The organism is Anaeromassilibacillus sp. 1001302B_160321_C8, from assembly GCF_015554745.1.
Classification (GTDB): Bacteria; Bacillota; Clostridia; order Oscillospirales; family Acutalibacteraceae; genus Anaeromassilibacillus; species Anaeromassilibacillus stercoravium.
This window is the reverse complement of record NZ_JADNJD010000004.1, coordinates 1-15332: the sequence shown is the minus strand read 5'-3', so window position 1 is coordinate 15332 and position 15332 is coordinate 1. Positions and strand designations below refer to the sequence as shown.

10 protein-coding genes are annotated in these 15332 nt (G+C 52.8%); 1 reads left to right on the top strand and 9 read right to left on the bottom strand.

Annotated elements, in window-relative coordinates; all coding sequences use genetic code 11:
* Window positions 1-10: 10 nt before the first annotated feature.
* Genes I2E77_RS03855 through I2E77_RS03815 form a run of 9 tightly spaced genes read right to left on the bottom strand, consistent with a single transcriptional unit; the run spans window position 11 to window position 10819 of the window.
* Window positions 11-1765, bottom strand: a complete 1755-nt coding sequence (locus I2E77_RS03855; RefSeq protein WP_195450672.1) for a glycosyltransferase family 2 protein — start codon at window positions 1763-1765, stop codon at window positions 11-13.
* The gene (locus tag I2E77_RS03850) at window positions 1704-2852 is read right to left on the bottom strand and encodes a polysialyltransferase family glycosyltransferase (protein ID WP_195450671.1); all 1149 of its coding nucleotides are present in this window, start codon (window positions 2850-2852) and stop codon (window positions 1704-1706) included. The genes I2E77_RS03855 and I2E77_RS03850 overlap by 62 nt, the downstream gene beginning before the upstream one ends.
* A complete protein-coding gene (locus I2E77_RS03845) occupies window positions 2842-3825 on the bottom strand; it encodes a hypothetical protein (protein WP_087233798.1) in 984 nt (327 codons plus the stop codon). Before I2E77_RS03845 ends, I2E77_RS03850 begins: the two co-directional genes overlap by 11 nt.
* On the bottom strand, window positions 3806-5815 hold the full coding sequence (locus I2E77_RS03840) for an HAD family hydrolase (RefSeq protein ID WP_195450670.1): 2010 nt from the start codon (window positions 5813-5815) through the stop codon (window positions 3806-3808). Before I2E77_RS03840 ends, I2E77_RS03845 begins: the two co-directional genes overlap by 20 nt.
* Window positions 5816-5818: 3 nt before the next feature.
* The gene (locus I2E77_RS03835; RefSeq protein ID WP_237966482.1) at window positions 5819-6607 is read right to left on the bottom strand and encodes an ABC transporter ATP-binding protein; all 789 of its coding nucleotides are present in this window, start codon (window positions 6605-6607) and stop codon (window positions 5819-5821) included.
* A gap of 17 nt (window positions 6608-6624) precedes the next feature.
* Window positions 6625-7398 carry an ABC transporter permease gene (locus I2E77_RS03830; protein WP_195450669.1) on the bottom strand — a complete coding sequence of 258 codons (774 nt, stop codon included), beginning with the start codon at window positions 7396-7398 and terminating at the stop codon, window positions 6625-6627.
* Complete coding sequence (locus I2E77_RS03825) at window positions 7391-8785, bottom strand: hypothetical protein (RefSeq protein WP_195450668.1); 1395 nt, start codon at window positions 8783-8785, stop codon at window positions 7391-7393. The genes I2E77_RS03830 and I2E77_RS03825 overlap by 8 nt, the downstream gene beginning before the upstream one ends.
* A gap of 17 nt (window positions 8786-8802) precedes the next feature.
* The gene (locus tag I2E77_RS03820) at window positions 8803-9636 is read right to left on the bottom strand and encodes a glycosyltransferase (protein WP_087233809.1); all 834 of its coding nucleotides are present in this window, start codon (window positions 9634-9636) and stop codon (window positions 8803-8805) included.
* Window positions 9593-10819 carry a glycosyltransferase gene (locus I2E77_RS03815; RefSeq protein ID WP_191362594.1) on the bottom strand — a complete coding sequence of 409 codons (1227 nt, stop codon included), beginning with the start codon at window positions 10817-10819 and terminating at the stop codon, window positions 9593-9595. The genes I2E77_RS03820 and I2E77_RS03815 overlap by 44 nt, the downstream gene beginning before the upstream one ends.
* A 659-nt stretch (window positions 10820-11478) precedes the next feature.
* Here I2E77_RS03815 and I2E77_RS03810 point away from each other — a divergent pair.
* A partial coding sequence (locus I2E77_RS03810) for an InlB B-repeat-containing protein (RefSeq protein WP_195450667.1) occupies window positions 11479-15332 on the top strand: 3854 nt, incomplete at its 3' end.

Sequence of the window (15332 nt, the reverse complement as noted above, 5' to 3'; positions counted from 1 at the left end):
AACGGTTTCCTCACCTTCCTAAGAAATTGCCGATGGCGCGGATCGGCTTGGTAATCCGCCAGCTTGTGGAGTGTTCGTAGGTGTCCACAACCTCCTGGATGCGCCGGTCCAGCTCCTTTTGGTACCAATCCGGCGGGGGTACTTTTCCAGGCGCTGGGGCAGGCTTGGCGGGCGCTGCTTTCGCGGGAACGGACGGCTTCCGGTTCAGCTCCTGCTTGTAGAGGTTCCAGTTTTCCAGCAGGCGGTCCGACCACATTTTTAATACGGGCCCACTGATCAGTTCGTATCCATCCGGGACGGGATACGCCCCGATTTTGCAACAATTTTCCCCGTCCTTCATGTCGTAGGCGAGCACGCTGGGGAGGTACACCTGGATTTCCTTTTTTAAAAGCTGTTTGCGGCCATTTACCTTTAAATGGAAATGGAGGACGAGAAAATCCCGAAGGCGGTCTTTTAGCGGAAGAAAGGCCTTGTTGAAGATGGTGTCCATCTCATAGGTGCTGAGCAGGGCCTGAATCACGTAGTGCCCCTTGACCGCCCCAAAGCAGCCGGTGGTCAATTCCTCTTCGTTTTCAAACCCGAAAAAGATCCGGTTGAGACGCAATTTTTTTAAGTTCAATTGGACGTGCATGTCCGGGGTGAGGACGATCCCGCCCTCCGCGCACAGAATCTTCAGCGCGCAGTATTCCTCCACATAGGAGACATATCCCGCATCCCAGGCTTGGTGTACATTTTCCGGAAGCTGTTCCTGCGCAAAATAGCGCTCGTCCGCGTCGATCAGTTTGGTCTTTGGAAGGGTTTCCTGGATTTCCTCCAAAAATTCGGTTGGGAGGGGACGGCCAAAATGTACGCAGATGATTTTGTCCGGGATGATCTCCTCCCGCAGGAAATCCAGGATGCTGCGCGTCTTCCCATCCTTGGCAAGATACGGATTGAGCAGGAAATCTTTCTGATACTCTTTGAGCAGGTCGATGAAATCCGCCCGGAAGAGCACCCTGGATTGCATCATATTCCAATACAGCTGCTTGGCGACGCAATAGATCACTTCTTCCCGGTAGTCCTGGTCGCTGGTTTCGATAAAATTCCGAAAGGCCTGGATGATGTCGACCATATTCCCCACCAGGGAAGTGGAAATGGTGTTGGCTCGCCGGTAGTAGTTGTAGAAGGGCTTGGGGACGTAACCGATCCGCGGGTAACGGGTAATCAAGGAGGGAATCAGGGAGATGTCCTCAAACAACATTTTTTCGTACTGGTTTTCTTCCCAGATGGTCCTCCGGAAGAGCTTGTTGACGCTATAGGTGATGTTGTTCCCATTGGCAATATAGTCGGATAGGTCGATCTGCTCGCGCGGATAGGATGACACAATGCTGGTTCTGTTTTCGTCGACGTAAATGATTTTTACATCGCACATCACAATGTCGTCGTCCTGTTCGACGGCCTTCTGATACAGTTCCTCGTACATCTCTGGCTCGACGGTGTCGTCTGAGTCAAGGAAAGCGATGAATTCGCCTCTGGCGGCCCGCACGCCGGTGTTCCTGGCCAGCCCGAGCCCCTCGTTTTCCTTGTGTATGACATGAATCAAATCCGGATACTCCTGGGCGTAGCGGTCGCAGATTTGCGGGGAAGCGTCGTCGCTGCCGTCGTCCACCAAGATAATCTCCTTTTCTGGCAGGGTTTGCGCAATGGCGGAATCCACAGCCCGCTCAAGATAGTTTTCGACCTGATACACGGGAATAATGATGGAAACTTTGATCGGTTGGTTCATGGCGGCCTCCTAAATACATGAGAATATCCTGGAGCTCATAGACCGTTTGCGGTACGTAATAGTTGTTTCCGGCAAACTGCCGGCGGAACTTGCGCAGATATTGTTTGAGGATAGCGTCTTCCTTCCAGAGGATCTTGCCCTCAAACAGACGGTACAGCATGACCGTATTGACATCCATCCCGAATACAATACGGCTGGTGAGCGCTGCGTTGGAGCAGACGGTGATCGTTGTGCAATGCTCCGGGTTTTCATTGAATAGAAACAGCTCCCAGGGCGCTTCGGTGGGATATTTTCTAGTCAGGCCCAATTGAAAGGGGGTGTTTTCCGGGTTGCGCGGGTGGGGCTTTACCAGGAACCGGCCGGGGCCGACGGCCTGCTGGCAAAGCCGCATCAACGCAAGGTCGTTGGTTTGGATGCCCTCGGCGCGGAAGGATTGCTCCAAAAAGATGAAATCCATGCGCTCCTCGGGCTTTTGGTAATCGAAAATATAGTTGAGCAGAAGCTTTAATTCCTGATCGTTCCGGTCGACTTTAGGAAGAGCCTGGTTGATGAGGTGGTCCCCACGCAAGGCGAGGTGCGGTTCATAGAGCAGTACCCGGCGCACTTTCTCCCGGATTTTCCTTCCCGCCGGATGGCGGTTGATCGGCGCGCGGTCTTCCCGCAGATAGTCGATCACATAGGTTGAAAAGCCATCCTCATACCAGATGAATTCACAGGAAGGGCGGTCGAATTGGCACGCCAACATGCGGATAAATGGATCGAAGTTGGAAAAATAGACTTCCGAATAGTCTGCAAGCTCTTCGTTCAGCATCCAGCGCAGGGTGTGGGAGGCGTTCTGAAAGCCTTCGTCGAGCGTGCCCCCTTTTGCCGCCGCGTATTTTTGGTTCCACTCCTTCGTCTTTCCAAAGATCACTTGGGCAAATAGCCCCGTCTCCTTAAGACGGGGGATGTATGTGTGTAGAACAGAGGTGACGTCCGTCACAAGCAGGTCGGCCTCCTTTTCCGCGAGGATGCTTCGCTTCATGTGTACAGCGGTGAAAAGCTGATAGACGGAATTCACAACAAGCAAAACTTTGTTATTCAGCATAGGATTTCCTCTCGATTTTCTGAATCAAAAAATGGTTCCCGAGATTTTCGCAGCTGGTGGAATCGAATGTGTAGATGGATGTAGGTTTGTGCCAAAACACATAGGGGAGCAATTCCGCAGGGAAGATCTCTTTGATGCATTCCGCGTCCGGGAAGATTTTCCGATAGTTTAAGAAATCGTCCGGATGCTTTTTGATGATGAGGGGGACGTCCTGAAGGACGTTGACCCGCAGGAGTTTGTAGGAGCGAATCTGTTCCTCTTCACTCATCATATTGAGGTTGGCAAAGTGCTGCGTCAATAGGATGGCTTCCGCCTTTGTCCAAAGGCGGTGCTTGAGAAAGAAGTGGATCAAATGGTTCCGCTTCCGTTCCGGCAGATTTTGTAGGACTTCTTCCACGGAGAAGTCCACATACCGCTCCCCGGAGACGTCGATGGTCTGCGCCTTTTTTAGGCAGATGACGCTGCAAATGTAGGGATTTTCGCCGTTGAACAACCGGTGCTTGCGGGCGATCCTCGCATGGGTGGGGAAACTTGCGGCCAAGGTTTCGTACAGTTCGTTTGACCGGCTCAACATCCCCGCTGCATCTTCAAAAAAGTGGAAGGGCATCCGGTTTTGAATCAAGTAGAGCGAAAAATAAAAGTGCGCCCCCGCCACATAGATTTCGGAGAAATCTGTGATGGGGTGGGGGATGATCTGCTCATAACACAGCTTCACATCTTCCAAGATCTGCTGCTCCTCCCGGTGCAGAATGTGGAGATAGGGGAAGAGATACACCTCGTTGAACAGACGCCGTGTCACCAGTTTCTTATATTGCGGGTACTTTTGGGTGATGAAGTCCGGAAGGATCAGCACGGCCCGTTCCCGGCTGTGGTAGGTCATGCGGTGCAGGATCACCTCCAACAGCTGGTAGGAACTCACCGCATGGTATAGGACGAGCGGCTTGTCCGATATGCTAGGCGATGTGTATTTCATCCATCAACCCCTCCAGACCTTTTCGAAACGCTTTGTTTTTTCGGCTGCACACGCTGAGCATGGGCGCATAGGCATCCCGCCCATGGATGGGGATGGAACACCCAAGGCGGCGTTCCACTTCCAAGAATTGCTGGACAAAATCCAGAATTCCCCGGTGAATTTCGCGAATCCGTGCGGCATCGGCCCGGGATTCTTTGAAACGGCATTCACAGTGTCCATTTCGATCCCAGTAAAAGCCTTTCAAGCTTCCCTCCGGCGCGCCGAGCAGGAGTTCCCAATAGAGGTTGTGATTCTGCGCCGGGTCGTGGAATTTCCAAAGATCGCGGTTTTCACTTTGAGAATACAGATAGCTGACCAGCTTCCCCTGGAACAGGAAGGCTTCTCCTGTGTCGGGCTCCGGGCTATAGCAGGAATTGGTCCCGGCCAAAATCCCGGTGATGTCGCAGTGGAGCCCCCACAGGCGGTTTACGGCGTGGTCAAGGGAAATGGCCCCGCTGCCTGCCCAGCCAATGTCGACCGCTGCGGCACTACGGCACCCCTGCAAGACCTGGGAATAATAGGCTTTTCCCGCGTCCACCTGTTCCTGGTAGGCGTCCAAAACCTGTTCCCAAGCGTCCATGAAATATTTTTTAATCCTTCCGACATTTTTATACGTCAATTCCGCGTCCGGTTCGATTTCCACTGTATGGCAAAGCGGTTCTAAGAGATGGCCAAGCTCCATGCTCTCCAGGATCTGCCGGACGGTATACGTTTGATCGGTTTTGTGAAACAGGAACCTGCGGAAATACGCCTCTTTATAGTAACCGGCTGTCAGCTTCGTGGCTGCCAGCCTGGACCAATAGACATATTGGGTTGTCTCTGTTTCATCGGGATACATCCGCCGGTATGCCTGCATCAAAACCGAACCGTCCCTTGACAGGAATAGGATTTTCTCAGTGCCATGCGCTTTTACATAATCATGGATAAATTGGCAGTATCCCGTTACGAATAGCCCTCCGTAGATAAAGCCATATTCGTATTCCCGCGAATAGGAGGAAAGCCCGTTGTGCATCTGCGCGTTGACGATCCCGCGGTAGATGCTGCCAGTGATGGAGGACATGTCTTCCGGACGAAAGCGGTTCCCCTGCTGATGAACATTGGGATAGAGGATCGCTTGCATCCTGTGACGTTGGGCCTCTTGCAGATCGGAATGGCGGTTGTCCCCCACATGCACATAAGATTTCGCTTCGCCGAAGCGCTTTCGGATTTTCTCGTAGAGATGGCCGTCGCTTTTGGACGCGCCAAATTCACAGGAGACAAACACATTGGAAAGGGTTCCATAGCCGCATTGATGCAATAATTCCTGGATGAAACCAGAGGGTAGATACATATCGGAAGTTGCAACAATGGCTTTTCCCTGCGCTTGCAGAGCCTTGACGACGCGGAGCATGTACGGATTGGCGAAGCAACACCGCAGTTCCCACGAGCTTTCCACCTGCATGCCGCGTTCTTTCGGAATTCCAGTTTCCCGCTCTATCTCTTCCCAGATCTCTTGAAAGGTGACTTCCCGCGTACCGGTTTCCCTTTGCTTGTTTTTCCGCGCCTGTTCTTCCGCATCGATTCGGATCTGCCGGAAGTCGGGATAGCACAGCTCCATGCCCACTAGATAAAACAGGTCCGCCGGCTCGGAGAAGGGCCGGAACAGGAGCGTGTCAAATACATCCATAGAAATCACGTCGAAGGCCATCAGCTTCGCGGCAAAGGCCTCCGGGGATTCCCGCTCGCTGAGGGACGATTCGCTTCCGCCGCTGTAGAGACGCTTTTCCTCATAAAAAGGAAAGCGTTCCGGGCGCCCCAAGCTCCGCCGGAACAGAAGGTAGTACTGAACGTTCAGCCACAGCAGATAGAAAAGAACCTTCCAGCGCGCGGTGGTGTTTTGCCTTTGGTGGAGATACCGGTCCCGGATTCCGGGCACCCGGTTGACCAGGAGATGATAGATCCACGCCTTCAATGCTCACATCTCCTTCAATGTTTCATAAGCGCGGCAGACCTCTTTTGGATTGCCATCCGCCCGCAGGCGGCCCTTTTCAATCCAGACAGCCCTGGAGCAATTGGCTTGAATGACCGAGGTGGAATGGGAGACCATCAGGACCGTGGAACCGCCGTGGATCATTTCGCGGATACGGGCCTCGCTTTTTTGCCGGAAGAACATGTCGCCCACGCTTAGAACTTCATCCAGAATGAGAATTTCCGGGGTATCCCGGATGGTCGCAATGGCAAAGCCAAGACGCGAGACCATGCCGGAGGAATAGTTGCGTACCTTTTCCTCCATGAAACCCTCCAACTCCGCAAATTGGACAATCGCGCGGTATTTTTGATCGATGAAGCTCTTGGGGTATCCGATGATCGCGCCATTTAAATAGACGTTTTCCCGGCCGGTCAGCTCGGGATCAAAACCCGTCCCAAGGGTGAGAAGCTGAACGCTTTTTCGGTCCACCAGCACCTTGCCGCGGGTGGGAATCAGCGCCCCAGAGATGATCTTGAGCAAGGTGCTTTTTCCGGAGCCGTTCGTACCGATGATGCCGACAACTTCGCCTTTTTGGATGGTCAAGTTAATATCATCCAATGCCTTGAACATCTCGTAGTGGTTCTGTCCCCGTACGGCCCGCACCAGAAGCTCTTTGACGCTGGTGGCCTCATCTTTGGCCCGTTTGAACAGCATGCTTACATGGCTTACGACAATGGCGGGTTCTGGTTTGCTTTTTTGCCCTTGCGCTATGGCTGGCTTGTTTTCGGATGGCATTTGAACACCCGCCTCCATCAAAGTTTCTGCATAATCCGATTCCGGTTCTTTTGAAAGATTAAAGAACCGATGACATAGACGCCCAGACTCCAAAATAGCATCTGGAACCATTCGATGCGCTCCGGCAGCGCCCCCATCATCACGACTTTCCGCATGCAGTGGATGAATGTATAGAGCGGGTTGTTCCAGATTACCACCCGGATAATCCCCTGAAGCTGCTCGACCGGGTAAAAAATCGCAGAGCAATACATCCAGATGGTCAGCAGCACCGTATACAGGTGCTTCACATCCCCCAAAAAGACGTAGGCGGTGGCCAGCATGTAGGAGATGCCAAGAGAAAACAGAAACAGGAAGAGAATGATCAATGGGGAAAAGAGCATGGTCCATTTGGGCGATACCTGGAATACAAAGAGCATGATGACATAGGCGATGAGCGAATAGCCGAGATTGATCAGGGCGGTATACACCCGGGTGAGGATAAACAACTCCATGGGGAATTTGACTTTGAGCAACAGCATTTTATTGTCCACCAGGGAGGTCATGGAGGCATTGGTGGCCCCTGTGAATGCCTGCCATAGGATGTTGCCGGTCAGGTAATAAATGGGATAGTTTTCGATGGAGCGGCGGAACAGTTGGGAAAAGATCAGGGAGAGGACCACCATGGAGAGAAGGGGATTCAGGACGCTCCAGATGACTCCCAGATAGGAGCGGGCATATTTTCGCTTGAGTTCCCTGGCCGTCAACTGCCGGATGACAAACGCATATTGCTTTCCCTGTTGTGCGTCAATCATGTTTGCGATCCCTCCGTTTCCCTCTTCGAGTTTGCATCTGCTTTTTGCTATACCGCATCCATTTATAGAGGGTATACTGCCACAAATGATAGCGGATATGCTTTCCACAGCGCACGACGCTCCCCTCATACCAGGCGCTTTCCCGTACCGGCTTTTTTATTTTTCCGGAAAGGGCAAAGAGCTTATGGAATAAATGGTTTTCTGCGAGTTCTTTTTCCGTCAGCGGGGCGGCAAGGGGTTGTTCTCCGCCCTCCAAAACGTCGTCCGAAAAGGGAAGGCTTCCAAAGCATTCCGCCTCCGCTTTGGAGGGGGTGGTCATAAACCTTGCCAGCAAGCGCTGGATGGTTTCCCTGTCGCGCGCAATGGCCTCCGGCTGCAGGCCGGTTTCCCTGGTCTCGTCTGCCAGCCGTTCGATGTAAGGCATCATCAGGCGTTCCAGCCGATGGACAAACGCATTCCTGTGCGCATCGGAGAGTCCATAATGCGGGAGATATTGTTCCCCCATCCGGCGGTATCCGGTCGTCATCCCGTGAGGAGCGGTGAAAATGGCCTCAAATAGACAGTTATTAAAAAAGATTTTTGGCGTTAGGCCATGATCGGGCGCGAAATCGTAGCAATGGTATGCGCCACGGTCCGCGCCAGGGGGCAGGGCATACAGGCCCCAGTAGTACCCCTCCAATGGCTTTGTCCGTCCCATGGAAGCAAGGACTTCGTTTAAGGCCATCTGCATGGAACCCACCCAGCCGCTGTCCACGATCGCGTCTGGCACTTCCTCCAGCAATCCCTCTTGTTGCAGGTATCCGGCCAATCCGGGCATGGCGGCGCGGGAATGACGGTCCATCGAGTCGAGGAAGCGCTCGCACTGTTGCAGACGGCGGCGGACCTCTTGTAACTTGGCGTAGGGAATCACGTCCCCGGCCTTCCACGGAAGGGAGAGCGCCCCGGCGACGAGCCTCCGCTCTTGTTCGGTGAGCCCTGCCCGCGCGAGAATCTGATCGAGCGTAACGTGGATTCCGCCCCGGCAGATTGCATCGAGGGCGGCCCCCTGATCCAGATGAAAGAAGGGAATCCGCAGGGAATAGCGCGAGCAGCTCAGGTACCGGCAGACGAGGGGAAGCTGCAACGTTTCGCAAAAGAGAAGCGCAGCCCGGGACATCAGATACCCGTCCCGCGCCAGAAAATAGAGCCGTTGTTTCCCACTTTTCAGGGTATGGTAGAGAAGCCACAGGGTAAATCCTCCCAGGGCCGGCGCCAATACATATTGGCAGACGGCCGCCATCGGGTCGTTCCCCGCGGCGGGTAATCCCCGGATGCGCCGCTCCATGGCGGGATTCCCCTTGAGATCGTCCCGGTATTGTTCCAGCCGGTTTTGCTGTGCGTCCCTCATGCTTGGTTGTCTCTCCCTTATTTTGGCATCTGCTGAGGTTTCTTCTTCCTCCAATGTTTGATCGAATGGTGAGCGGAAGCCGGAACCGCGCCCACCAGCAGAGGCTTCATCACATAAAAAAACGTCCCTGGACGCAAAATGCCCAGGTCCTGGAACCCATGGTACCGCACCTTCATTTCCCGAATGCGCCGCCGGTAGGTCCGCTTGCGATAGGATTCGCGGTCCTCCCAGTATTGCAGAAGGGGTTCCTGCAAGTTGTATCCCTGGTTTCCCCGGCTGTGAAGCCGCATGAACAATTCATAGTCCTCGCACTGAACCACGGAACTGGATGGGTCGTATCCTCCGTGTCCGAGCAACACCCCTGCCCGAAACAGGACGGAAGGATGGATATACGGGGAATTCCAAAGGAAATCCCTGCCTTGCGGGGTCTCCGGCACGGATTCGATGCCCCAGACGCCGTGGGAATCCACCAATTCCGCAAGGGAACCCACCCACTGATATTGTGAATGCGTTTCCAAAAAGTCCAATTGCTTTTGAAAGCGGTCCGGCTTGGAAACGTCGTCATCGTCCATCCGGGCGATATAAGAACCGGAAGCCGAACGGATGCAGACATTCAGCGCGTGGGCCAGTCCGCGGTTCTGCTGGCCGTGTAGCAAAAGGATGCGAGGGTCCAACGCTGCCGCTGCTTGAATCAAAGATGTGAAGGGGGCTTGTGAACCGTCGTCGTAGAGCAGGAGCTCCCACTCTGCAAAGCTCTGGTCGATCACAGACTGCACGGAGCGGAAGAGGCGTTCCTGCGAGGCCGGATTATATACCCCCATGATGACGCTGATTTTTATATTGTTTTTCATAGACGCTCCGTTCGATCCGCTTGCTCACTTCGGAATATATTTCCTGCATGAGGGCGTTTGTATGGCTTTTGGCAAAAGGTTTTGCGGATTCCCTGCAAAGGGCCTTCATGTTCTCTTTTTTGGGCCCGTCCAGCTTTCGGATGGTTTCAATTCCTTCCCGGAATTCTTCCGCTGTGTTGTGGCGGCAGACAAACCCATTTTGCCCGTGTTTCATATATTCCCGAGTCCCGCGGTTGTCCGCTGCGATGACCGGGACCCCCATTGCTAGCGATTCCAGACCGGCCATCCCCAATCCCTCTCGCTTGGAGGGAAGAATGGAAGCGTCCGCACAGCCGAGGATTTTTGGGATGTCGGTACAATAGCCGTACAAGGCGACGTTTTCGGTCAGTCCCATTTCCCCGATCCATCCCGCCATGCGTTCCCGAAGGAACCCATCCCCGCAGACGCCGTATCGAAGGTGTTTCAGATGCTTTTGGCGTCGTTTCATCTCCGCCAGAGCTTCCAGGACGATTTTCTGATTTTTGTTTTCGTTGAGTTCCCCAATGGAGACCAGGAAAAAATCGTCCTTTCCAATCCCTTGCTTTTCCCGCAGGGATTCACGCTGCTGCTCGGAGAAAGGTTGAAATGTATCCAGATCAAGCCCTATGCCGGGAATATGATAGAGGAGGCCGTTGGGCTTTAATCGAAAGGTTTGGGCGGCTTGGTAATCTTCCTGATTGATCACAATCAGGATGTCGGTATCGCGTGCCAGAATTTTTTCCACTTGATAATAGACCGATCGATTGAACAGAGGCGCCCCCTTGTAAAAATGGAATCCATGCGCCGTGTAGATCACAATTAGATCCCGATCCCGGCACAACTTTCCAGCGAAGCGTCCCAAAAGCCCGCCCACCGGTGTGTGGCAATGGATGGCTTGAATGGAATAGCGATGGATCAGCTGCAAAAGCTGATGCAGCGCCCGTTGATTATCCTGCCAAACGAAGGGGGACCGGGCAATGTCGATGTGGTGCAGGAACACGCCCATTTTTTGAATTTCTTTCTGATAGGAGACATAATGGGGCTCTAGGGTGTTTGTCGCGTAATGCACGATGTAGCCCATGCGCTGCAATCGTTTGACGTCCTCACGCTCGAATTTCCAAAGGAAGTCGTGGGTGGTCGCCAGGATCAGAATGTGCTTCTCCATGATGAACGATCCCCCAATCATTCCGATAGGATAAAAGCGGACAAGCGACGAGAATCGTATGATTCAAAGGCCTGTACATAGAGTGCATAGATGACGTAGCGAAGCAGCATTCCTCGATACGGAATCGCGTAAGTGCAAAAAATTGTTTGCGAAGAACGTTGGAATCCTTGCAAGTCACTTATAGACAGTTTCGTCATTTATTAGAGGCTTTATTCTTGCTGGGAATCGCCGGAATAGAATCCCATCTTTTTTCCAGCTCTTTGTATGGCCTTAGCATAAACATATATATTTTTTGCTGGTAGTTCCGCAGGCAAAGAGCCCATATTAAAATTAACTGTGTACGCAAATTATAAAAATAACCTAAAAACAATCATTTCGTTTTGTAAAATAGTTAAGATTGAATATTTATTACATGGATGTTAAAATATAGAATGGTTACTTAGAAAATGGATCGGATAGGGAAGGGGGGAGAAAAGCAGCGCTTATATGCGGCCTATGATGGAGCTATGTAAAAACATTTTTCCCATAGATTTCCGATTCGCCGTCATGCATGGCGTGCCGTGCTTTTGGGCCGCATAATGGCAAAGGGCTAAGAGAATCTATTGGGATTTTCTGTGCCCTTATGGGATTTAAGGAGTTAGAGAAAAGGAGTGGAAGGTTTGAAAAAAAAGAGATGGATATCCCTGGTGGTCGTCCTTTGTCTGTTGATGCAGATGCTTCCTGTTTCAGCAATGGCAAGCGTCCAAACAGCAGGAAAGGCCCCTGCTGCCGCAGCTACAGAACCGGTCGATTTAATCCCGGACGAGCCAAATACGGAAACACCAAACTATGTTTGCACGTGGAGTTTTCAGGATTGGGCTGCGTACAGTGACGACTATACGCCTGCAATGGATTCCAATATCCCGCGGGATATGTTAAACCATGAGCAGTTGTTTGGTGAAAATGGCTGGGTAAACACAGCTTATCAGGATTCCAAACAAGATCTGATTTTCCTGCTGGATGACGGCTGGGATCTCCCCAAGGGAGGAAACGGCAGCTATTTTGGCAGCTTCCTTGTCAGCCCGGATAAATTTCCGGATTATGGCGATACGCCCCAAGACCGGCTAAAGACCTTGGTTGAGAACATCGAAAATGCCGGCTGGAAGGGCGCGGGCGTCTGGGTCTGCGCGAGTGAGATGTCCAGCGAACAGGATGGGACCTGGAATGAGGACTATTGGCGGGAACGCTTGGAATGGAGCAAATACGCCGGTGTGGATTACTGGAAGATCGACTGGGGAAATCATTCGGGCGACGCCGGATGGCGGCAGATGGTCAGCGACTTGGCGGATGAAATCTATCCGGAGCTGGTCATTGAACATATCACCGGTTATGGAACGCTCAATAGCGATGCGGACAACGGTACGCGCCTCTCCGAAGGCAATGTCGATTGGAGCGCCTATTGTGCCAGCTATTCCGATGTGTACCGTACGTACGATGTCAACGGAAATTTGTCCATTGCCACGACGTTTGAGCGCATTGGACGCCAATTGGAGCAGGCCTACACCAATGGCCGTCAATTGGGGTTGATTAACGGCGAAGACGAAGTCTATATGTGTTCTGCACTAGGACTGATCTTCGGCGTGATGCGCTATGACATTGGAGATGCAAGTTCCGGTAGCCTGCCGAACATCTTCTTTGGCGGCGATGAAACGTTTACGGAAACACGTCCGATTCGAAAAATGCTGGATGAAGTGCAGCGTGCCACCATGTGGCAGCGTATTGCCCCTGCATATCGCATCGACGCTTATCAGACCGTTATTTCCGATGAAGCGTTAGCGGATACCTGGGTATACAGCCAGGAGGACACCTGGGATTGGAGCCGGGTGCAGGGCCGCGAAGTGACCCAGAAGGCGCCGGCTGTCATTGCGCGCGGAATTGATATGCCGGTTGTAACGGCGGTGGACGGCGGTCAGAAGCCCTTTGTGGCAGCTAGCCGTAACCCGAATGGCGCCATCAGCGTCGGTACATATGGCCGGACTTCGACCGATACGGGGTATCAGGTTGCAAAGGCAGACGTTGCTCTGAATGCCGGCGATCTCACCGGGCTGATCGGCGTATTCGGCTATTACAACAACCTTTCCCTTACGTTCAACCAGGATTTGCATGGCAAGGAAATCTATGCGCAGGATCTGATGGGCGACACCGCTGAGAATATCACCAATGCAGAAGGCGTGACCATCAGCGAGGATGGGAAGACCATTACTTTCTCCGGAGAGTTGCTTGCACGCATCGGCCTGAGCGCAAAAACGGAGGATTATTCCGAGCCTGGCCTTGCGATTCGAATTGGCGAGGAGGCGGACTTTGTAGAAGCTCCCGCTATCCGTTATATCCCCGAATCCAGAATCCCCAACAGTTCCTTTGAATTGACCACGGAGGGTGAAAGCGAAGGAGAATTGGATGCCCTGGTATGGGATGAATGGGCGAATGAAAACAAGCTGGAAAACTTCTATGTTGAGAAGGGTGATGCCCATTCCGGCGATTACTATGCGGTACAAAAGGGCGACGCAGATTATTGCGGCGGCTTGTACTATAGTTTGAGCGATCTGCAGGATGGCGTTTATGACGTTTCCGTTTGGGTGAAAGCCAGTGAGCACACTAAGGAAGGGGACCCGGCCTCCGCATGTTTGGTGGCGAAAAATTTCCAGCCGAGCGATCAGGGGCTTGTGTACGCAGAAATTCCACAGACGGACGAATGGACCGAGATCCGGATCGAAGGCATCCCGGTGACCAGCGGTAAGATGCATTTGGAGATTTACTCCGATGCCGCAGCTGGCGAGTACATCTACTTTGACGACTTCAACATCGAGATGAGCAAGGATATGGATGCGATTGCATCCATGGTGGAGAGCGTCCTGGGAGAGATGATGCTGGATAACGGCATTACAGAGGAATCCCTGTTGGCGGAAGTAGAGGATATGTTGGATTCCTATGATGGGATGACCGCCTCGATCACGGACTTTCAGAAGACAGAAGCAACGGACGATACAGAGGGCTCCATTTCGGGCACCATCGTTTTGAAGAATTCCTCCGGCGACACAAAGGAAGTACCATTCAACCTGTCGATCCCCAGAACGTCCCTCGTCTATAACGCATCCTTCGAATTGTCTACCTATAATGGGCAGCAGCCAGAGGGATGGGAAATTTGGCATCGGACCGGTGGAAGTGGCAATTTCTATGTGGAAAGTAAACCAGACCTGGGCGGGGCCCACAGCGGCGATTGGTACGGAATGCACTGGGGCAGCAACGGCTACGACGGCAGTACTTACCAGATCGTAAAGAACCTTCCGAACGGAATGTATCGTGCATCTGTTTGGGTGAAAAATACGCCGTTTACGAGCTCGACTGCCGATCCCTGTGCGGCTTGCTTTGTCGTCAAGGACTTTGGGCAAGGTTCCACTGGAAGCGGGCTTAAATATGTGGATCTCTCCGCCGGAAATTCCGAATGGACACAGGTTGAGATTGAGGATGTTCCCGTAACCAATGGGCAGATGCATATTGAAATTTATACGCAGGCAAAGAATGGGACATTGGAATGGATAATGTTCGATGATTTTGTGATTGAGCCGTATGAGTATGATGTTGCAGTAGCACCTACGGAGAATGGGGCAATCGCGGTTTCTTCGGAAAAGGCTTCCGAAGGGGAGACCATCGAATTGACTGTGACTCCTGCGACGAGCTATCGTCTGAAGGACGGCACGTTAAAGGTGTATAAGACGGATGATCCAGAGACAACGGTACCTGTTGAGAACAATACATTTGTCATGCCTGGTTATGGTGTGACTGTAACGGCAGAGTTCGAGCCGGCTACACCGGTAGGAGAAAAAAGTGTAAAACTCGGCTTGCAAGCACCGGAGACGGTAGCAGCAGGCAGCGAGTTTGAAGTGAAGGGCACGATCAGCGGCCTGGATGCGCTGGAAAGCCCAGTGGCAGGCTTGCAGATGATCATGACGTATCCGGAAGGCATGACCTGCACAGAGGTTACGCCGAACGAGGCGATCAAGGACCAGATGTCCTATAGCATCCATGACGATGTATTGGAAGTAAACTTTGGATACATCTCTTGGGATCTCGAAGCGGGCCTGCCGGTGGATCTGGACAGCCTGTTTACGGCGAAGTTTACCGCATCCGCAGATATGGCGGAAGGCGATTACACGTTTGGCTTGAAAGACATCGTGCTGAGCGATTGGAATGGCGAAGAGGTCCCGTATACCGCAGAAGGCGCATCCGTACATGTGACGGAACTGCCGAAGGAACCGCAGCTGCTGACGGTACAGTGGAGCGGCAACGCATCGATGAGCGTCGAGGGCAATGCGGAGGAAATCATCTCCACAGATGCGATCTACGGCGCGAAGGTACAGCCGGGCGAAGAGCTGACCTTCACCTTCACCCCGACGGACGGCGCGTTCTCCGGAGCGCAGCTCAACGGCGAGGACATCGAGTTTGCAGCGGACGGCTGCACGTACACCTTCACGAT

Coding starts and splice junctions, on each gene's coding strand:
- I2E77_RS03855 (WP_195450672.1), bottom strand. CDS start 1,765: ATGAACCAACCGATCAAAGTTTCCATCATTATTCCCGTGTATCAGGTC.
- I2E77_RS03850 (WP_195450671.1), bottom strand. CDS start 2,852: ATGCTGAATAACAAAGTTTTGCTTGTTGTGAATTCCGTCTATCAGCTT.
- I2E77_RS03845 (WP_087233798.1), bottom strand. CDS start 3,825: ATGAAATACACATCGCCTAGCATATCGGACAAGCCGCTCGTCCTATAC.
- I2E77_RS03835 (WP_237966482.1), bottom strand. CDS start 6,607: ATGCCATCCGAAAACAAGCCAGCCATAGCGCAAGGGCAAAAAAGCAAA.
- I2E77_RS03830 (WP_195450669.1), bottom strand. CDS start 7,398: ATGATTGACGCACAACAGGGAAAGCAATATGCGTTTGTCATCCGGCAG.
- I2E77_RS03825 (WP_195450668.1), bottom strand. CDS start 8,785: ATGAGGGACGCACAGCAAAACCGGCTGGAACAATACCGGGACGATCTC.
- I2E77_RS03820 (WP_087233809.1), bottom strand. CDS start 9,636: ATGAAAAACAATATAAAAATCAGCGTCATCATGGGGGTATATAATCCG.
- I2E77_RS03815 (WP_191362594.1), bottom strand. CDS start 10,819: ATGGAGAAGCACATTCTGATCCTGGCGACCACCCACGACTTCCTTTGG.